The 19,650-nt window shown below is 32.7% G+C and carries 15 protein-coding genes; 6 read left to right on the top strand and 9 right to left on the bottom strand.

From position 1 onward, the window contains the following. The first annotated feature begins 46 nt into the window (after positions 1-46). A complete protein-coding gene (locus tag BUB82_RS02060; RefSeq protein ID WP_073191334.1) occupies positions 47-697 on the top strand; it encodes a DUF4290 domain-containing protein in 651 nt (216 codons plus the stop codon). A gap of 3 nt (positions 698-700) precedes the next feature. After that, a complete protein-coding gene (gene murA / locus BUB82_RS02055) occupies positions 701-2,014 on the top strand; it encodes a UDP-N-acetylglucosamine 1-carboxyvinyltransferase (RefSeq protein WP_073191331.1) in 1,314 nt (437 codons plus the stop codon). On the opposite strand, the gene BUB82_RS02050 is transcribed toward murA, so the two are convergent. From BUB82_RS02050 to tsaD, 6 genes are read right to left on the bottom strand one after another with little or no spacing between them, the layout of a single operon-like run. Continuing rightward, positions 2,015-3,217, bottom strand: a complete 1,203-nt coding sequence (locus BUB82_RS02050) for a THUMP-like domain-containing protein (protein ID WP_073191867.1) — start codon at positions 3,215-3,217, stop codon at positions 2,015-2,017. It abuts the gene before it with no gap. Further along, a complete protein-coding gene (locus BUB82_RS02045) occupies positions 3,210-3,722 on the bottom strand; it encodes a TrmH family RNA methyltransferase (RefSeq protein ID WP_073191328.1) in 513 nt (170 codons plus the stop codon). The genes BUB82_RS02050 and BUB82_RS02045 overlap by 8 nt, the downstream gene beginning before the upstream one ends. Continuing rightward, positions 3,719-4,360 (bottom strand): DUF4159 domain-containing protein, encoded by a 642-nt coding sequence (locus BUB82_RS02040; protein WP_073191325.1) that lies wholly within the window; start codon positions 4,358-4,360, stop codon positions 3,719-3,721. The genes BUB82_RS02045 and BUB82_RS02040 overlap by 4 nt, the downstream gene beginning before the upstream one ends. Then, a complete protein-coding gene (locus BUB82_RS02035) occupies positions 4,357-5,067 on the bottom strand; it encodes a 16S rRNA (uracil(1498)-N(3))-methyltransferase (protein WP_073191323.1) in 711 nt (236 codons plus the stop codon). Before BUB82_RS02035 ends, BUB82_RS02040 begins: the two co-directional genes overlap by 4 nt. Position 5,068: 1 nt before the next feature. Beyond that, positions 5,069-5,704 (bottom strand): peptidylprolyl isomerase, encoded by a 636-nt coding sequence (locus BUB82_RS02030; protein WP_073191320.1) that lies wholly within the window; start codon positions 5,702-5,704, stop codon positions 5,069-5,071. A gap of 4 nt (positions 5,705-5,708) precedes the next feature. Next, positions 5,709-6,743, bottom strand: a complete 1,035-nt coding sequence (gene tsaD / locus BUB82_RS02025; protein WP_073191317.1) for a tRNA (adenosine(37)-N6)-threonylcarbamoyltransferase complex transferase subunit TsaD — start codon at positions 6,741-6,743, stop codon at positions 5,709-5,711. 101 nt (positions 6,744-6,844) lie between these two features. Between tsaD and BUB82_RS02020 the strand changes: the two genes are divergently transcribed. Next, positions 6,845-11,320 carry a translocation/assembly module TamB domain-containing protein gene (locus tag BUB82_RS02020; protein WP_083574444.1) on the top strand — a complete coding sequence of 1,492 codons (4,476 nt, stop codon included), beginning with the start codon at positions 6,845-6,847 and terminating at the stop codon, positions 11,318-11,320. On the opposite strand, the gene BUB82_RS02015 is transcribed toward BUB82_RS02020, so the two are convergent. The 3 genes from BUB82_RS02015 to BUB82_RS02005 are packed head-to-tail and all read right to left on the bottom strand — an operon-like array spanning position 11,310 to position 16,091. Further along, the gene (locus BUB82_RS02015; protein ID WP_073191314.1) at positions 11,310-13,040 is read right to left on the bottom strand and encodes a sodium:solute symporter family protein; all 1,731 of its coding nucleotides are present in this window, start codon (positions 13,038-13,040) and stop codon (positions 11,310-11,312) included. The two genes, BUB82_RS02020 and BUB82_RS02015, sit on opposite strands and share 11 nt — an antisense overlap. Before the next feature lie 2 nt (positions 13,041-13,042). Beyond that, the gene (locus BUB82_RS02010; RefSeq protein WP_073191864.1) at positions 13,043-13,426 is read right to left on the bottom strand and encodes a Rid family detoxifying hydrolase; all 384 of its coding nucleotides are present in this window, start codon (positions 13,424-13,426) and stop codon (positions 13,043-13,045) included. Between the two features lies 1 nt (position 13,427). Beyond that, entirely contained in the window at positions 13,428-16,091 is a 2,664-nt protein-coding gene (locus BUB82_RS02005; RefSeq protein WP_073191311.1) for a putative LPS assembly protein LptD, read from the bottom strand. Positions 16,092-16,211: 120 nt separating this feature from the next. On the opposite strand from BUB82_RS02005, the gene BUB82_RS02000 reads away from it, so the two are divergent. From BUB82_RS02000 to BUB82_RS01990, 3 genes are all read left to right on the top strand, one after another. After that, positions 16,212-17,297, top strand: a complete 1,086-nt coding sequence (locus BUB82_RS02000) for an N-acetylmuramoyl-L-alanine amidase family protein (RefSeq protein WP_073191307.1) — start codon at positions 16,212-16,214, stop codon at positions 17,295-17,297. A 62-nt stretch (positions 17,298-17,359) separates the two neighbouring features. Next, positions 17,360-18,301, top strand: coding sequence for an MlaD family protein (locus BUB82_RS01995; RefSeq protein WP_073191304.1), 942 nt, complete (start codon positions 17,360-17,362; stop codon positions 18,299-18,301). Positions 18,302-18,303: 2 nt separating this feature from the next. After that, complete coding sequence (locus tag BUB82_RS01990; RefSeq protein WP_073191861.1) at positions 18,304-19,647, top strand: 4Fe-4S dicluster domain-containing protein; 1,344 nt, start codon at positions 18,304-18,306, stop codon at positions 19,645-19,647. The last annotated feature ends 3 nt before the right edge of the window (positions 19,648-19,650 follow it).

The following is a 19,650-nucleotide window of genomic DNA, read 5'->3' as shown; positions in this document are numbered from 1 at the left end:
CCTTAATATTATTGTGTAATTTGCAACCAAAGCGATTAAATTTATAATTTTGACATATAATTTAGAATACAACTCAGAGCGTACATTATTGCGTATTCCAGAATATGGTAGACATATTCAAAAAATGGTTGAACACGCCATTACAATTAGCGATCAACAAAAACGAAACGAAACAGCAAAGGCAATTATAGCTGTTATGGGTAACATGCAGCCCCATTTGCGTGATGTTCCAGATTTTCAACATAAATTGTGGGACCAACTTTTTATTATAAGCAATTTTAAACTCGATGTAGATTCACCCTTTCCGAAGCCAACACCAGAGTTGCTGTATGAAAAACCTGAACCGCTTGAATATCCTCAAAATTTCCCTAAATACAGATTTTATGGAAATAACATTAAGCGTATGATAGATGAAGCGATCAAGCTTGAAGATGGTGACTTAAAAGAAGGTTTAGTCTTGACTATTGCTAATCATATGAAAAAATGCTACTTAAACTGGAATAGAGATAGCGTTGAAGATAAAGTTATACTTGATCATTTATTTGAGTTAAGCAATGGCAAGCTTAGTATTAAAGCTGATGAAGATCATTTAAGTGATGCAGCTGACTTAGTTAAGTTTACCTCATATTCCAAGCGTCAAAAATCTAATAAAAAGAACTACCGAAATAATAACCGAAATAACCGTAAACGCAAGTAAATCATGGCGACTTTTCAAATTGAAGGCGGTCACCAACTCAAAGGCGAAATTACGCCTCAAGGTGCCAAAAATGAAGCTCTACAAATTTTATGTGCTGTTTTATTAACCGATGAAGAAGTACATATTAGCAATGTACCTGATATTCGTGATGTTAATAAGCTCATAGAAATATTAGGTAATCTAGGCGTTAAAATTCAAAAACTTGGCAAAGGAAATTACTCATTTAAAAGTGATGAGCTTAATTTAGAGTATTTAGAAAGTCAGCAGTTTAAAGATGAAGGCAGTAGCCTCCGAGGTTCTATAATGATTGTTGGTCCGCTTTTAGGAAGGTTTGGTAAAGGTTACATTCCTCGACCTGGTGGCGATAAAATAGGTAGACGCCGTTTAGATACGCATTTTGGCGGATTTATAAAATTGGGCGCCGATTTTAGGTATAATAAAGAAGAACGATTTTACGGCGTAGAAGCACCTAAAGGCTTAAAAGGCGCTGATATGTTACTTGAAGAGGCTTCAGTTACAGGAACTGCTAATATTATAATGGCTGCTGTTTTAGCAAAAGGTAAAACTACTATTTACAACGCTGCTTGTGAACCTTACATTCAGCAGTTATGTAAAATGATGGTAGCTATGGGCGCAAATATTAATGGTATTGGCTCAAACTTACTACATATTGAAGGTGTCGATAAACTTTCAGGTTGTGATCATTCAGTTTTACCTGATATGATTGAAATTGGCTCTTGGATTGGGCTTGCTGCCATGACTAAAAGTGAACTTACCATTAAAAATGTGAGTTGGAACGATCTTGGTATTATTCCAGAAACCTTTAGAAAATTAGGAATTACTGTTGAAAAGCGTAAAGATGACATATACATACCAGCACATACTAATGGTTATGAAGTTGCTAGTTTTATAGATGGTTCTATCATGAACATTAGCGATGCGCCGTGGCCTGGTTTTACGCCTGACCTTCTCAGTATCATGTTAGTTGTTGCAACACAAGCGCGAGGTAGTGTTTTAATACATCAAAAAATGTTTGAAAGTCGCTTGTTTTTTGTCGATAAGTTAATAGATATGGGTGCAAAAATTATTTTATGTGATCCTCACCGTGCAACAGTTATTGGTCATGATTTTCAGTCACAGCTTAAAGCCACTACGATGACAAGTCCTGATATCCGCGCTGGTATTTCACTTTTAATTGCAGCACTTTCAGCAAAAGGAACTTCTACAATTCACAATATAGAACAAATTGATCGCGGTTACGAAAATATAGATACACGCTTACGTGCTATCGGCGCAAAAATTACAAGATTCGATTAATTATAATTTATTTGCTTCGATAACTATACGTTGATTTTTATAGTTGGTGGTGAAAAATAAATAGGTTTCACCACCATCACTGATATTTAATTTATTCTTGATATCATTTACGCTTAGCGGAAAATTGCGGCTACTCACATTAGCTTTTTTATTTCTATACAACTTTTTGAGTGACTTGGGTTTATAGGCTTCGATTTTAGTAATGTTGAACTGTCTCCCAATAGCTACACTTAAGGGTTTAGTTGAAGTATATAGATGCGTATTGATATGCAGCTTATTGAGATGGTAGTAATCAGCAAAACTTTTAAAACCACCAGCTTTTAAAACACTTGCCATAGGTTCGATTAAAATTTCACCAACTTTTGGCTGACCCAATCTAGCACTTAAGTCAGTTTCTTTTTTAAAGTTAAAATCAAATACTACTTCTTCAGTTTCATTTAATAAATTAACGCATTTAATATTTGATTCGCCACTAAATTTAAAATCGATAAGCACTAGAAGTTCTTTAACTTCATTTTTTACACTTAACACATCAATTTGCTTAACGTGGTCTAAATCTGAAATTAGTTTTTTTAAGTCGAATAAAGGGGATAATTTAAGTAGAACTTGTTTTGATTTTTCAGCATAAAGTGTCCAGTTTTTAAGAATATTTGGTGAACAATCTTCTAGCAAAAACACTTTTTGAAGTGTTTGGTCTCGCCTAGACGGATCGATATAAAGCAAATCAAGCTTTGCTTCAAAGCTGTTCAAAAACTGGACATCAGTCGTGTTAATTGCAGATATGTTGTTAAGTTGTAACTGTTTAAAATTAAATGTCGCAAGTTCTGATAAATCTTTATTCTGTTCAATATGATAAACCTGTTTGGCTTTTTTAGCAAAAGCCATACTATCAATCCCAAAACCAGCAGTTAAATCGGCTATTATAGAAGCATTTTCTATAAATTTTGTTTTGTATTGTGCAGTCAGCTCAGATGAAGTTTGCTGTAAATTTAAATCTTGTGGATAAATGATATCCCGACGTTTAAATAAGTTTGGTAGCTTCAACCTAGCTTTTTGTTTAGCTTTAATCTGTTGTGCTAATGCTTGGTTAGAAATCTTGTTGAAAATTTGTTTTTTAAAGACTAAGGCTTCAATAGAAGTGTTATAATGTTCAGCTATAAAATCTTGAATAGTTTCAGCTAAAAAATCTTCAAACTTAGGCATTGCTTTGTTTTGAAATTTCATAAAGGCCAATTCCTAGGCATTGAGCAACATTTAAGCTACTATTATTCCCATACATATTTATGTGTAAATGGGTTTCAATTTGCTCTAATATATCTTCAGAAAGACCTATTTTTTCATGACCAATAATTAAAGCCATATTTGGATTTTTAAAGTGATAGGTTGAAATATCTTGGCTTTTATTAGTCAGTTCTAAAGCTACTAAATGACTTCCTGAGTCTTGAAGTTGTTTTAACAAATCTTCAGTAGATGAATATTGTTTTGTAGACAAGTATTGCTCAGTGCTTCTTGATGTGCGTTTAAACCGATTGCTTTGCATGAGTTGTTGTACATTTTCAGTTAAAAATATACATTGAACACCAAAAGCATCGGCAATTCTAAATATTGAACCTAAATTGGCTGGACTTGACAACTCCGGAATGACCAAAGTTAATTTTGCTTTTGTTGGTATATGGCCAACCTGATGATGTTCAAGTTGTTGACTCATTTTACAAAAATATAATGTAAGATGTTGGCGCCCATTTTTAAAGCTTTTAATCGAACTTCTTCTGGGTCGTTATGTACAGCTTGGTCTTCCCAGCCATTGCCTAAATCACTTTCGTATGTATATAACAAAATTAACCGGTTATCTTCAAAAATACCAAAAGCTTGAGGTGGTTTGCCATCATGTTCATGAATTTTTGGTAATCCATTCGGGAAATTAAATACCTGACTAAAAATAGGGTGATTTGCTGGTAAAATTTCTAAGGTTTTGTTAGGGAATAGTTTTTTAAGTTCTGGCCTAATGTATTGATCTAAGCCATAATTATCATCAATATGTAAAAATCCACCAGATTTTAAATATAATCTTAAATTTTTAATATCCTCTGAGTTAAAAAATACATTACCATGACCAGTCATATAAATATATGGAAAACTAAATAATTCTGGACTATTTGGGTTTACTTCAGCAATTTGAGGGTTTATTTTAGTGTTGATTTGAGCATTACTGAATTTAACTAAATTTGGTAGTGCTGTTGGGTTGCTATACCAATCACCACCGCCATTATATTTTAACACCGCTATATTTTGCGAGAAAGCAAAAGAAGCAAATAATATTAAAAATAAATTTAGATTAAATCTCATAATAATTGACAAATATTTAAACTGTGTGTAGAAACTATTGCAGCAGTTTCAGTTCTTAAGCGTTCTTCAGATAAGCTAACTTCTTTATAATTTTTTGTAATAGCTTTTTCAATTTCTTGTGGGCCAAAATCACCTTCAGGACCAATTAGTACAAGATAAGATTTTTGTTTCTTACAACTAGTAATCAGTTGCTTTTTATATTGGCTATCTTCACAGTGTGCTATAAATTTTTCGTCTTCTTTTGCGATATTTAATAAATCATCAAGCTTAGTGAGCGCATTGAGTTTAGGTTTATAAAGTTTCAAGGACTGTTTCATGGCAGCTTGAATAACGCGTTCACCACGATCAAGTTTTAGTTTTTTACGTTCAGAATGTTCTGTAAGGATTGGTGTAATTTCATCAATGCCAATTTCAGTTGCTTTCTCTAAAAACCATTCGAACCGGTCGTTAGATTTGGTCGGTGAAATAGCTATGTGAATATAAAAATCTTTTTTTCTTTTAAATTCAAATCCAGAAACATTTACAATACATTGTTTTTGAGTAATGATTGAAATTTTTCCTTCAGCAAGTAGTCCGCGACCATTTGTGACTTTAATTAAATCACCAGCCTGTTTTCTTAACACCTTAAACATGTGTTTACTTTCATTTGCATCAAATACAATGTTAGTAGCGTTTTGTTCAAAATCTGGCTGGTAAAATAATTGCATTTTAATTTTTGCGTTTAATCACTAAAATTTCTTCAATTTTTTGTGGTGAGTAGCTTTTTTTTATCAGATAATACCAATTCTGTTCAGGTAAATCAACACGAAAAACTTCATCGGCGTATCGCATTGTATTCGTAATAGCATTTTTAAAATCTTCGTTTACACTTTCAATCTTAAACCAGCCAGAGTCACCACCTTTATATCGATTTTGATCCATAGAATATTGTCTAGCAATGCTTTCGAAGTTATAATCCTTTTCAAGTAAATTTAGCATACGCTGTCGTGATTTTTCAATTGACTTGTAAGAATTTTTGTCACCATCAAAGAAGATATAATTAATACGATAGTGAAGTATTTTTTTTCTGGCTATAACTTCGTATTCCTCTTTTCCGGTTCTTCTTTTTTCTTTAACAGTTCTACCAACTTTTTTATTGAATAATTTTTTAGCAAAACGTGTTGTATGTTTATCACGATTAAATATGATTAATTCACCTTCTTTTTTTAGCTCTTGTATTTGACGCTTAGATAATCCAAAATCCTTGTATTCATTAAAGTTATTTCTAAATAATTCGGGTTGAGCACTTAAAAATTGGCAAAAAATGAAGCTGAAAAACAAAAATAAGTAGAAAGTTTTTTTCATAAAATTAGTTATCGGTTAAGTTTAAACGGGCTTTTGCAGTGATTGATAAGTCAGAAAATTGATGTTCTAAATATTTAAAATAAGCCACAATAGCTATCATTGCAGCGTTATCTGTACAGTATTCAAAGCTAGGGATAAAAACCTCCCATTGCTGTTGTTTAGATTGAGATTTTAATGCCTCACGAATACCTGAATTTGCTGAAACGCCACCGCCAATAGCAATAGTTTTAATACCTGTAAGTTGGCTTGCTTTTTTTATTTTATCTAATAAAATTTGAACAGCGGCATGCTGAAAAGAAGCGCATAAATCTTCTATATTTTGTTGTATAAAGTCTGGATTTTCTTTTAGTTGCTTTTGTAAAAAGTACAAAACTGAAGTTTTTAAGCCGCTGAAACTAAAATCAAGTCCTTTAACTTGAGGTTTAGCAAATTTATATTTCAACGGGTTTCCAGATTTAGCTAAACGGTCTATTTCTGGGCCTGCTGGATAATTTAGTCCAAACATTTTTCCGCATTTGTCAAAGGCTTCACCGATAGCATCATCAAGCGTTTCGCCAATAATCTGCATATCAAAATAGCTATTGACTTTCACAATTTGGGTGTGACCACCACTAATCGTAATTCCTAAAAACGGAAAATTTGGTGCTTTTTGTTGAACTTCATCTTTGATAAAATGAGCTAAAATGTGGCCTTGCATATGATTGACACCAATTAGTGGGATATTAAGACTTAAGGCTAAAGATTTCATAAAGGCATTACCAACCAGTAAAGATCCCATTAATCCTGGGCCTTTTGTAAATGCTACTGCATCAAGTTGACTCATCTTAACATTTGCTTGCCTTAAGGCTTCATGAATAACAGGCACAATATGCTGCTGGTGAGCGCGTGAAGCTAATTCAGGAACAACGCCACCATATGCTTCATGAACTTTTTGAGTTGCCGTAACATTACTCAGTTTCTTTTCATTTTCGAAGACCGCTGCTGAGGTATCATCACAAGATGATTCGACTGCTAAAATGAAAATACGATCTTTAGGCATAAGATTAGGCACAAATATTGATTATAATAGCGCAAATCTAAATAAATTTGTAATCTTATTAAACAGATTTATAAACATTAATATTACTAAATTATACAAGCTTGCGCAACACTCTAAACCAATTTGTTAAATACCTCAAACGCTTAGTTGTAGCCTTGCTTTTGTTGTTTATAATTATTGTTTTGCTGTTTTCTATTCCAGGTGTACAGACCTATGTCGCTAAAGAAATTACCAATTCCTTAAATGAGTCTTACAAGACAGATATTAATCTTGAACGTTTCCAAATTTCATACAGTGGTAATATCAGGTTAAAAGGTGTTTTTATTAAAGACCACAAGAAAGATACCTTAATTTATGCGGAACGCTTATCAAGTTCACTTTTAGATTTATTGAATTTTGATAGTTCAAATTTAGATTTTTCAACTACTGAAGCCGAAAACTTAACCTTTAAACTTCAGCATTATAAAGATGAAGTAAATAATAATTTAGATTTATTTTTAAATAAATTATCAGATACTACAGCAACTGATACAACAACTTCAATTACGCGATTCAGTAAAATTTTATTATCAAATTCTCGTGTTTATATTTCAAATGAAAATCTTTCTACGCCTGAAGTTTTAGAGCTTAATGATCTTAATTTAAATGTTTCAGATTTACAGATCATCAACTCAGATGTGCGTTTAGAGTTAAAGCGTTTTTCAGCAGTTATGGGACGCGGTATTGTTATAGATAACATGCAAATGCGTTTTGCTTATTCACCATCACAGATGCTTGTTAATCAGCTGAATTTAGAAACAGCAGCAAATTCAAATTTGAATGCTGACATTAAAATGACTTACACTAGAGAAGATTTTAAAGATTTTGAAAATCAAGTTCAAATTGAAGCTGAATTTGATACGAGTCAAGTTTCTACTTCAGATTTAAAACGATTTTATAAGGAGTTTGCTTACGGACGAGAGCTTCAACTTTTTGGAAATCTAGATGGTAGCCTTAACAACTTCAACTTAACTAATTTTAATATACAAGGTTTAAAATCAACTTCGTACAAAGGTGAAGCTCATTTGGTTAATAGTTTTCAGTCTGAAAAAGGCTTCAGTATTGAATTACAACATGAAACATTTCAATCTAATCGTGAAGATTTAAAGGCACTTTTACCAGATTTATTAAATTCAAACTTACCACCAATTTTAAATAAATTTGGAGACATTAACTTAACAGGAAATTCGTTTGTAGATTCTAAAACCGTTCAATTTGATGGCATTGCCAATACGCGCTTAGGTAACCTTAAGACCAAATTAAAACTTAACAATCCAAGTGATTCGATCAATGCTAATTATTCTGCAAGCTTATCAACGACTAGTTTTAATGTTGGAAAGCTGATGGCTTCAAATAAAGTTAAAACTGCTAACTTTTCAGCACAAATTAATGGAAGCGGTTTTACGCAAGCTTCAATAAATACAGATTTAGATTTAAATATCAATTCGCTTAATATTAAAAATTACGATTATAATTCTATAAACCTAAAGGCCAACTTTAAATCACCTCAATTTACGGCTACTGTTACAAGTGATGATGAAGCACTAAAATTTAATTTTTTTGGAAGTTTAAATACAACAGGACCTTTAAATGCTTTTAAAATTGATTTAGATATTGCTGAAGCAGATTTAAATGCAATGAATTTAATTAAGCGGACTAATCAGGCTGATTTTAGTGGTAAAATTATAGCTGATTTTAAAGGCACTTCTATTGATGATGCTGTTGGAAGTTTGGTATTACAAAATTTTAAATTCGAAGATGATTTTCAAAACTACGCCTTTGATACATTGAATTTAACTTCAACTTTAAATGGTAAATTTAAACGTATAAATATTAATTCACCAGACATTATCGACGGTGAATTAAGTGGTGAATTTAAACTGACTTCTTTACCAGAATTATTTAGCGATGCCTTTAAAAACCTCTATTTCAGAAAAGATGATTATGGGGAAAATCAATACCAATATGTTGATTTTAATTTTGACATTTATAACAAGGTAGTTGAAGTTTTCTTTCCTGAAATTAACCTTTCTGCCAATACTTACCTCAAAGGTAGTTTAGTGGCTAATCAAAATGAATTTAAACTGAATTTTAAATCGCCTTTAGTTGAAGCTTACGGAAATCGGTTTGAGAAAATCAATATACAAGTTGATAATAAAAATCCATTGTATAACAGCTATGTTGAAGTTGACAGTATTTCAAACAAGGTTTATGATATCTCAAAATTTAGTATGATTAATGTCAGTCTGAACGATTCAATTTTTGTTCGTTCTGAATTTAAGGGTGGAGACGCAAGTCAAGACGAATATAATTTGAGTTTATACCAAACCTTAAATGATAAAAACCAATCTATTTTTGGGTTTAGACGTTCAAGTCTAAAATTTAAAAATAACACTTGGTTTATCAATAAAAATAACAATGCTAACAATCGTATTTTAGTAGAGCGTAATTTTCAAAACTTTACAGTAGACTCGATAGCCATGCGCTTTCAAGATCAAGTTATGAAGCTAGCAGGTAAAACTAGAGACTCAACTTATAAAGATTTAGACCTTCAATTTACAAATGTTGATCTTGATAAAATTACTCCAAATTTAGATAGTTTGAAGCTTGAAGGAAAATTAAACGGTCAACTAAATATTTTGCAAACCAATCAACTTTACAAGCCCAACTTAGATTTAAAGGTTGATAGTTTGTTAGTAAACCAGTTTAATTATGGAGATTTAAGGCTTGAAGCCAACGGTAGTAAAGATTTAAATCAATTTTCTATCATAGCTAATCTTTTAAAAGAAGAAACTTATTTATTCGACATTACAGGTGATATTACCAATAAAAACAATGCACAATATGCCGACTTAGATATTTCGTTTAAAGATTTTAATATCAAAGCTTTAAGTGCATTAGGCGGTGAGGTTGTAAATAATTTTCGAGGCGCTTTATATGGTGATTTAAACTTAACAGGAAAACTGAGTGAACCCAATATTAACGGAGAAGTACAATTATATGAAGCAGGCTTAAACATTCCTTATTTAAATGTAGATTTCGATTTTGATGATGATGCACTTTTAACCTTCAATCAAAAAGATATTATTTTTGAAAACATTGGTTTAACCGATACTAAACATACAACCAAAGGTGTTTTATCCGGTTCTATAACTCATAATAGCTTGACTGATTGGGAAATGGGTTTAGATATTAGTTCAGATAATCTTTTGGTATTAGATACTGATTTTGAACGCGGCGCTTTGTATTATGGAACAGCCTTTATCAACGGTAATGCTGAAATTCTTGGTCCAGTTGATGAGCTTACAATTAATGTAAATGCACAAACACAACCAAATACTGTGTTTAAAATTCCTTTAGATGATACCGAATCTTTTGCAGATAATTCCTTCATCTATTTTTTAACACCTGAAGAAAAAGCCAAGCAAAATGGTGGTAAAAATATTCAAATTGAAGAAGTTAAAGGATTACAACTTAATTTTGAACTTGACATTACCCGAGATGCTGAGGTTGAAATTGTTGTCGACCAATCTACCGGAAGTAAACTTAATGGGCGAGGTGCAGGAACGCTGCTTATTGAAATCAATACCAATGGTAAATTTAACATGTGGGGCGATTTTGTAGCTTATGAAGGTTACTACGATTTTAGATATGCAGGAAATTTAGTTCAAAAGCGCTTTGATTTAGTGCCAGGTTCAAATTTAACCTGGAATGGTAATCCAGTTCAAGCCAATATGGATGTTCAAGCTAAATATACAACTTCAGCTAATCCAGCAGCAATACTAGAAAACCCTAGTATTAACCGTGAAATTCCAGTAGAAGTTTTAATTAATTTAAATGGTCAACTAATTCAACCTGAAATTGCCTTTGAGTTGAATTATCCAAACTTGAGTTCTGTTGTAAAATCTGAGTTAGAATATCGTATTCAAGGTACTGAAAATCTAGAGTATCAAGCTTTAAGTTTAATTACACAAGGTACATTTTATAGTCAACAAATGTTGGGTCAAAATGCGTTAACAGGAAATTTAATTGAAAGCGCTTCTGGTATTTTTGATAAAATAATTTCTAATGATGATAATAAATTTAAACTTGGTTTAGATTACGTGCAAACCCAACGTACACCAACCCAAAACCAAACAGGCGATCGTTTTGGGTTTACACTTCAAACCCAACTAAGTCAACGAATTTTTGTAAATAGTCGTTTTGGTGTTCCTGTTGGTAACACCACAGAATCGGTTATTTTTGGAGATGTTGAAGTGAGCTTTCTTTTAAATGAAAGTGGTAGTTTACGTGCAACGGCTTTTAATCGTGAAAGCAATATTCAGTTTATTGGTGAAGAGTTGGGTTATACGCAAGGCGTAGGTTTATCATATACTGTAGACTTCAATAGCTTTAAGGAGTTAGTACAACGAATTTTTAACCAAGAAATTAAAGCCAATAGGGAAGAAGAGGAAGAAAACACTGTAAAGAGTTCAATTAAAATTCCGTCTTATATTAAATTTCCAAGAACAACGACTAGCCGCACGATTAAAGAATAATTTTCTTCCAATTGAAATAAATAATTATCGCACAAACAAGGCTTACACAAAATGAAATTGAGGCTAAAATTAAGTTATTATAAATGAAGTAGCCTGTTCCAAAAAGCGCAGCGTAGATACCAAACATACTTAAAAAAAAGCCTAGTAATTTAAACCTTACATCTTTAAATTTAGAATCTTGCTTAAAAATAAGCGCATTAAACTTTTCTAAAGTCTCTGGCTTTGATGGTTGAGTAATTAAACTTACAGCAACCCAAGAAATTGTAGTTATGATTACACCTAAAACAAGTTGCCAATGTTGGGCAATATTAAAAAGTGCCACTTCGAGTTTAGAGTTTATAAAAAATACAACTGCAATTAAAAATGAAACAAGCATTGCAGTAATTTCACTATAGGGATTAATCCGTTTCCAAAACCAACGTAAAATAAATAGTAAACCAGTACCAGCGCCAATTTGAAGTAATAAATTAAAGGCATCCTGAGCTTCTTCTAAAATGAGGGCTAAAAAACCAGCAATAACCATCATGATAAGTGTAGAAGCTCTGCCAATTAAAACTTGTTCACTTTGTGAAGCCTTAGGTTTAATAAACCGCACATAAAAATCATTGACTACATAACTGCTGCCCCAGTTTAAATGGGTCGATATTGTACTCATAAATGCAGCGACTAAAGAGGTAATAACTAAACCTAACAAACCAGCAGGCAAATAAGAGAGCATTGCAGCGTATGCCAAATCATCTTTTATAAATTCAGGACTTAAGTTTGGGTAGGCTTCTGCTAAACTATTGATATTCGGAAATAAAACTAAAGATGCAAATGCAATGATAATCCAAGGCCAAGGTCTAACAGCATAATGCACAATATTAAATAAAAGACTGGCTAAGGTAGCGTGTTTTTCATTTTTTGCAGCTAACATACGTTGAACAATATAGCCACCACCACCAGGTTCAGCACCTGGATACCAAACGCTCCACCATTGCACTGCAAGCGGAATAACTAAAAGCGGTATAAATTCACTTGGATTTGAAAAATCTGGAAAAATTGGTGTTGATTTTTGCACAATTTCAGTAGTAATTAATGTGTCTAAACCTCCAATTTCAGGTAAATTTACGATATAGATGGCAGCCCAAACACTACCGGTAATTGCTATTCCAAATTGAATAAAATCTGTAATTAAAACGCCCTTAAGTCCGCCTAAGGTTGAATATAAAACTGTAATACTACAGGAAATTAGTAAAGATTCAACAGCAGAAAAATTAAATAATACATGACCAATTTTTATTGCAGCTAAACAAACCGTTGCCATGATGAGTATATTAAAGATAACACCAAGATAAATGGCTCTAAAACCACGTAAAAAGGCAGCGCTTTTACCATCATATCTGAGTTCATAAAACTCTAAATCGGTTGTTATGTTACTTCGTCGCCAAAGTTTGGCATAAAAAAATACGGTTAATAGTCCTGTAAGTAAAAAAGCCCACCAAATCCAATTACCACTTACACCGTTTTTACGAACAATACCTGCCACTAACCCTGGTGTGTCAGCAGCAAAAGTTGTTGCAACCATTGAAATACCAAGTAGCCACCATGGCATATTTCGGCCAGATAAAAAGTAATTTTCAGAAGATTTGCCACTTGATTTTGAAACAATAAGGCCAACAGCAAGGCTTATCGCAAAAAATGCGATTAAAATTCCCCAATCTATCGGCTCTAGTTGCATATTTAATATTTTGCGGCAATTAAACTGATTTCTACATTGGCATGCCTGGGTAAGTCGGCTACTTCAACCATTTCTCGTGCTGGTGCCGTAGCTTGATTAAAGTATTCACTATAGACCTTATTTACTTCAGCGAAGTTTGAAATATCTTTTACAAAAATGCTCACTTTTATAACATGTTCAAATCTTAATTCAGCTTCTGCTAAAATGGCTTCTAAATGTTGCATAACTAAACGCGTTTCATGGCTAATGTCTCCAAATTCAGTTTTGTTTGTTTTTGGATTGATAGCAATTTGGCCAGAGGTGTAGAGCATATTATTAATAAACACACTTTGATTATAGGCACCAATCGGTTGAGGCGCTTGGTTTGAGTTGAAGATCTTTTTCATATTATAATTGTCTGTCGCGTTCTCGGTTTTTGTCATATTTTATATCGCTAAGTACTGAGGCTTTAATACCGATAAAGAAAAACCAAGATTTACGGGTGCCAAATGGCGTCCAATTAAAGTTCATTCGCCAGGTATTAAGGTCTCTAGAAAATCTAAATTGTGTAAATGTGAAACCTTTGTCTTTTAAATCAAAACCAGAAGACACACCGACTGACCAGTTTGGTGATAATTCAACATCGCCGGAGAACATGATGGAATGTGAGCCAATTTCATTTTCTCTTGCCCTATTATTGTAGGTTAAGGTGTAGGCTAAATTTAAACTCCACGGAATGTTGTAATTGTAAAGCTTATTTTCTTTTTCAGACTTAGGTTTATCTTTGTTGTTTTTGCGATTATTTGTAGTGTTGAGCGGTTCACTACTACCAAATAAATTATCGTCTCGACCGCCATTTAAAGCAGATTCTGAAGTTTTATTATCTGATTTTTTATCATCATCTTCATCATCTTTGCCAAAAAGTGTTCTGCTATCAAGGGCATAATTAAAGCTTAAATTTCCTCGTGTTAAACGAAATAAGCTTCCGCCATTTTCAATATTTAACTTATCAATTAAACGGTTATTGTTATCTAAGGCATAAATATTTAGAGATCCTATGGCATTAATGGTTAACTTATCTTTTACGACAGGTATTGAAGCTCTTACAGCTATTTCACTTAGGTTTAGCGAGTCTGCAGCTATATCATAATTCGTGCTAAAACTTAGGTTATTCAGTAATTTTCTTTTCTCCCATCGATCTTCTCCAGTTAAAGTTGAGTCTTTTTTACGCACTTTGGCTTCAAAATCATTAGTTAAACTAAATGAAATACCATTAGAAAACCGGTTATTTGGTGCGCCATAAAGCGTTCCTTCAAAACGTGAATACTCAATAATTTCGTCTTCAGCACCTGCAATTCCAGGTCTGATATATTCATCGTAATATTGGTCAAAACCCGGATTAATATTATAACCAATACTTGGTCGCATGACGTGCCTAATAGCCTTTATTTTTTTGTCATCACCAAAATTTACCTTACCATATACAGTGGTACCGATACTAGAACTAAAGTTATAGGTTAAATAGCGGTCAAAATTATTTAAAGTGTCTCTAACAACTTGACGTGTTGTTGGATTAAAATCTTGTTTAATCGATTTAAGCGTCCAAACTTCTTCTAGGTTTGTAGAAGCACTAACGCTAAAGTGTTTAAAAATTTTAAAGTTAGTTGATATTGGTATTGAGTGTCTTGCGCCAACTTGAGCGTCTCTAAACATTTGTGGTTTAAAAAATAAGGAATCGCTTGTTCTAATTCTGTTTTCGGCTCTTACATTATATTGTAGGTTAATGTTTTCGATGGCTCCTTTTTTAACACCTGATTTTGGTGCAAGCGGAAAAATTCTACCAACACTAAATTGTAGCGTTGGTAGAGTCATATTAATTTGTTGGGTGTTAGTATTCTGGCTATGGGTTGCTGTTAAGTTTAAATTCATTTGAGGTTCGCCATCAAAGGTTTTAGAAAAAGAAACCGAAGAATTTAAGGTGTTGTTTAAAAAGTTACCTGTATTATTTTGGTTAACAGATTGCCTGTAGAAATTGCTACTACCTAGGTTTACAGAAGCTGAAAATCTTGAATTTGGACTCGCTTTTGAATCTTGGTTGTGAGACCATCTTAAATTGAAGATGCTTTGTTCTGAAAAGTTAGGGAATCCGCGTTCTTCACTTAATAATTTTTCAATTCTTAGGTTGAAGTTTCCGTTAAAACGGTAACGCACATTATAATTAGTTTCAGCTCTAAAACCGTAACTACCGTTAGAGTAATAATCACCAAATAAAGCTAAATCAACATAATCGTTAATGGCAAAATAGTAACCGCCATTTTGTAAGAAAAAGCCACGGTTGGCATTTTCACCAAATGATGGAATAATAAAACCAGAAGCTTGTTTGTCGGTTAGTGGGAAATATCCAAATGGCAAACCTAGCGGTGTTGGGACATCAGCAATATACATATTTACCCAACTTGTTACAATTTTCTTATCTGGGACAAACTTTATTTTTCGTCCTCTAAAATAATAATCAGGATCTTCTAAGTCGTCATCGGTCGTAAAAATGGCATCTGCAGAATAATAAGTCGAATCATTTACCCGTTTAGAAACTCTACTTTTAACATTAAAAGCGCCTTGTTTTGTACGTGAGTTATAAACAATGGCTTTTTTGGAATCAAAATTAAATACCAAGCTGTCAGGCTCAACAACATTGCTGCCTTGCTCAAAAATAGGTCGTTGTGTATAACTTCCAGTTGAGTCAACAATTCCAGCTGCAAAGACCATGTTGTTATTGTTATTTACTACTATTTGCCCTGCTTTAATATTATAATCTTGATAATTTATTTCAGCTTCATTATACAAGTAAAGCTTGTTTTCTTTTCTAGCAAAACGTTTATAATCTTTAGCTGTAGTTTCAATGATATCGGTTAAAAGCGATTTTTTAACTTTAACTGAATCAACCTTAATAGAGTCAGTTACTTTTTTGTTGCTATCTTGAGTTGTTTTAGTCGTATCGATTACTTGAGCCTGACTTGCCATTATGGAAACCATTAAAAACAAAAAAAGTAGTTGTAGTTGATTTGTTTGCAAGATTAATAAGACTATTTTTGTGTAACTGGCTTGATTTTTGAAAGTCCAAAATTACATATTATTTTAGTATGTAACTCATATATTTATTAAAACTCAAAACTTGCCCTGAAAACACAACTTATGAAGTTAATACATATTGTACTATTTCTGTTTTTTTTAATTATTTCACCAATTGGTAATCAGCTTTTTGCACAAAATGAAACCTTCAAAATTGTACTTGATGCTGGTCACGGTGGTGATGATCCTGGTAATACAGGTAATGGTTACAATGAAAAGGATATTGCCTTAAAAATTGTTTTAAAAGTTGGTCAATTACTTGAAGATTATCAAGATATAGAACTGATTTACACCCGTAAAACCGACGTATTTATTCCTTTACATAAGCGCGCGCATATAGCTAATGATGCTAAAGCCGACTTATTTGTTTCAGTACATTGTAATGCACACACTTCAAGTGCTTATGGCGCTGAAACCTTCGTTCTAGGTCTACATCGTAACAAAGATAACCTTGAAATAGCGATGAAAGAAAACTCTGTTATCAAGCTAGAAGAAGATTATAAAGTAAAGTATGATGGATTTAATCCAGAATCTCCCGAATCTTACATTATTTTCAGTTTGATGCAAGAGGAGTTTCTTGATCAAAGTATTTTGGTAGCTAATTATGTACAAAAACAGTTTACAGGCGTGCTTAACCGAAAAAACCGAAAAGTGAAACAGGCAGGTTTTTTAGTTTTAAGAGAAACTTACATGCCAAGTATTCTTGTTGAAACAGGTTTTTTAACCAATAAAGCTGAAGGCCGATTTTTAAACTCAAAAACAGGACAAACCAAGATGGCTGAAGCTATTGTAGATGGACTAATTAATTATAAAAACATCATCAATTTAGAAAGTTTAGATGCTCAAATAGCTGGGATGCAAGTTGAAGCTAAGGATTTGACTGAAGACAAACAAGGTTACACATTTAAAGTTCAACTTGCAGCAAGTTCAAAAAAAATTGAAACAAAACCCTACAATTTCAAAGGTTTAGATTTAATATCACGTTTAAAAGTAGGTAACATTTATAAATATTTTTATGGTGAAGCTAAAAACTACTTAGATGCCAAAAGCTTGAAAGACAAAGCCGAGTCTAAGTCTTTTAAAGGCGCTTTTATCGTTGCTTTTAATAAATCAGGACAAATAGTTAGTATTCAAGAAGCACTCAAATAAGCTTATTTATTCTCATCTTACAGCTTATTTTATTACATTTGAACATTCAAAATATTCAAAACTTGAAACTATCAAAAGAATTTAAAGCAGGACTAATTGCCATTGTGGCGATTACGCTTTTTGTATTTGGCTATAACTACTTAAAAGGCAATAACTTATTAAATAAATCACGTACATTTTACGCGGTTTATGACGATGTGCAAGGTTTAGGAAATTCTTCGCCAGTTACCATTAACGGCTTACAAGTTGGTCAAGTTAGTGACATTAGATTTCTAAATGAAACAGGTAAGGTTTTGGTAGAGCTGAGTATTAATAGCGATTTTCAATTTTCAAAAAATAGTGTGGTAAATATTTTTGGCGGCGATTTTATCGGTGGCAAATCTATTGCGATTGAACCAAATTTTAAAAACCCCACAAAAGCCGTTTCTGGAGATACTTTAATTGGCAATATTGATGATGGATTGTTAGAACTTGTGAATGACAAATTAACACCGCTTCAAGCTAAAATAGAACGTTCGGTTGTTAGTATAGATTCTTTAGTTACTAGCGTTAACCAGGTATTGAATCCAAATACCAGAAGTGAAGTTCAAACCGCAGTTGCAGAATTAACACTAACTTTAAAATCAATACGTCTATCGGCTGATGCACTCAACAAAAATATAAACCAAGAAGATTCAGATTTAAACCAATCTATCAGTAATTTTAATAAAACTTCAGAAAATTTAGTTCAAATCACCGATAGTTTATCACAGATTGAATATCAAGCTTTGGTTGCTAATATCGATCAAACTTTGTTAAATTTAAATCAAGTCACAACTAAAATTTCAGATGGAGAAGGAAGTTTAGGTAAATTGATAAATGATGAAGATTTATATACAAACCTAGAAAAGTCTTCTAAAGAATTAGAGTTGTTGTTTAAAGATATTAAAGAAAACCCTAAAAGATATGTTCATTTTTCTCTATTTGGGAAAAAGCACACACCATATCAAAATAACCAAGACTAATGATGCAGTTTTTACCTCAAATATTATTTGTAGCCGTTTTTGCTTTCGCAGTTTATTTTTTTGTTAGAAATGTAAAGCGCTTAAAACGTAATGTAAATCTCGGAAAAGATGTTAATCGCTCTGATCAAAAGAAAAAACGTCTTAATAAAATGTTGCGTGTGGCTTTAGGCCAATCTAAAATGGTAACCAAACCTATTGCTGGAGCATTACACGTTATTGTTTATGTAGGTTTTGTAATCATTAATATTGAAGTTTTAGAAATTATTCTTGATGGTATTTTAGGGACACACCGTTTATTTAGTTTTTTAGGACCTGTTTATGATTTTTTAATTGGAAGCTTTGAAGTCCTCGCATTACTAGTTTTATTAAGTGTTATTATTTTTTGGATACGTCGAAATCTAATGAACATTAAACGGTTTTTATCTAAAGAATTAAAAGGTTGGCCTAAAAATGACGCCAACTACATTTTATATTTTGAAGTGGTGTTAATGCTACTTTTCTTAACCATGAATGCAGCAGACTACCAACTTCAATTAAGTGGTGCTAAGCATTATGCAAGTGAAGCAGGCATCATGGGCGCATTTCCTATTAGTCAATATTTACTGCCAGTTTTAGATGGCCTGTCAACTTCAACCTTGATTGTAGTTGAACGCGCAGCTTGGTGGCTTCATATAATTGGTATTTTATTTTTCTTGAATTATTTATATTATTCAAAACATTTGCATATTCTGCTTGCTTTTCCAAACGTTTATTTTTCGAATTTGAATCCGAAAGGCGAATTCAGAAATTTAGAATCTGTAACTAGTGAAGTTAAGATGATGATGGATCCAAACGCTGATCCGTTTGCAGAACCAGCTGAAGGCGAAGATGAAATCCCTGAAAAATTCGGTGCTAGTGATGTAACCGATTTATCTTGGTTTCAGTTGTTGAGTTCATACACTTGTACAGAATGTGGTCGTTGTACTGCCGAATGCCCTGCAAATCAAACGGGTAAAAAATTATCGCCTCGTAAAATCATGATGGATACGCGAGACCGACTGGAGTCGATTGGTGAATCTCTTAACAAAAATAGTGATCATCAACCAGAAAATGATGACAAAAAATTGTTAGATGGCTACATTTCACGAGAAGAACTTTGGGCATGTACAACCTGTAATGCTTGTGTAGAAGCTTGTCCAGTTGGTATTGATCCTTTATCTATTATTATGGATATGCGTCAGTATTTAGTAATGGAAGAAAGTGCGGCGCCAGCTGAATTAAACAATGCTATGACGAACATAGAAAACAACGCTGCACCTTGGCCTTACAATCAACAAGACCGTCTTAATTGGGTTAATGAATCTTAAATT

Origin of the sequence: Psychroflexus salarius (genome assembly GCF_900129035.1) — a bacterium.
Lineage (GTDB): Bacteria > Bacteroidota > Bacteroidia > Flavobacteriales > Flavobacteriaceae > Psychroflexus > Psychroflexus salarius.
This window is presented reverse-complemented; position numbering and strand designations above follow the sequence as displayed.

What these genes read in the sequence shown, in the direction of transcription:
- murA (WP_073191331.1), top strand. Translation starts at nt 701, where the DNA reads ATGGCGACTTTTCAAATTGAAGGCGGTCACCAACTCAAAGGCGAAATT.
- BUB82_RS02050 (WP_073191867.1), bottom strand. Translation starts at nt 3,217, where the DNA reads ATGCCTAAGTTTGAAGATTTTTTAGCTGAAACTATTCAAGATTTTATA.
- BUB82_RS02045 (WP_073191328.1), bottom strand. Translation starts at nt 3,722, where the DNA reads ATGAGTCAACAACTTGAACATCATCAGGTTGGCCATATACCAACAAAA.
- BUB82_RS02040 (WP_073191325.1), bottom strand. Translation starts at nt 4,360, where the DNA reads ATGAGATTTAATCTAAATTTATTTTTAATATTATTTGCTTCTTTTGCT.
- BUB82_RS02035 (WP_073191323.1), bottom strand. Translation starts at nt 5,067, where the DNA reads ATGCAATTATTTTACCAGCCAGATTTTGAACAAAACGCTACTAACATT.
- BUB82_RS02030 (WP_073191320.1), bottom strand. Translation starts at nt 5,704, where the DNA reads ATGAAAAAAACTTTCTACTTATTTTTGTTTTTCAGCTTCATTTTTTGC.
- tsaD (WP_073191317.1), bottom strand. Translation starts at nt 6,743, where the DNA reads ATGCCTAAAGATCGTATTTTCATTTTAGCAGTCGAATCATCTTGTGAT.
- BUB82_RS02015 (WP_073191314.1), bottom strand. Translation starts at nt 13,040, where the DNA reads ATGCAACTAGAGCCGATAGATTGGGGAATTTTAATCGCATTTTTTGCG.
- BUB82_RS02010 (WP_073191864.1), bottom strand. Translation starts at nt 13,426, where the DNA reads ATGAAAAAGATCTTCAACTCAAACCAAGCGCCTCAACCGATTGGTGCC.
- BUB82_RS02000 (WP_073191307.1), top strand. Translation starts at nt 16,212, where the DNA reads ATGAAGTTAATACATATTGTACTATTTCTGTTTTTTTTAATTATTTCA.
- BUB82_RS01990 (WP_073191861.1), top strand. Translation starts at nt 18,304, where the DNA reads ATGCAGTTTTTACCTCAAATATTATTTGTAGCCGTTTTTGCTTTCGCA.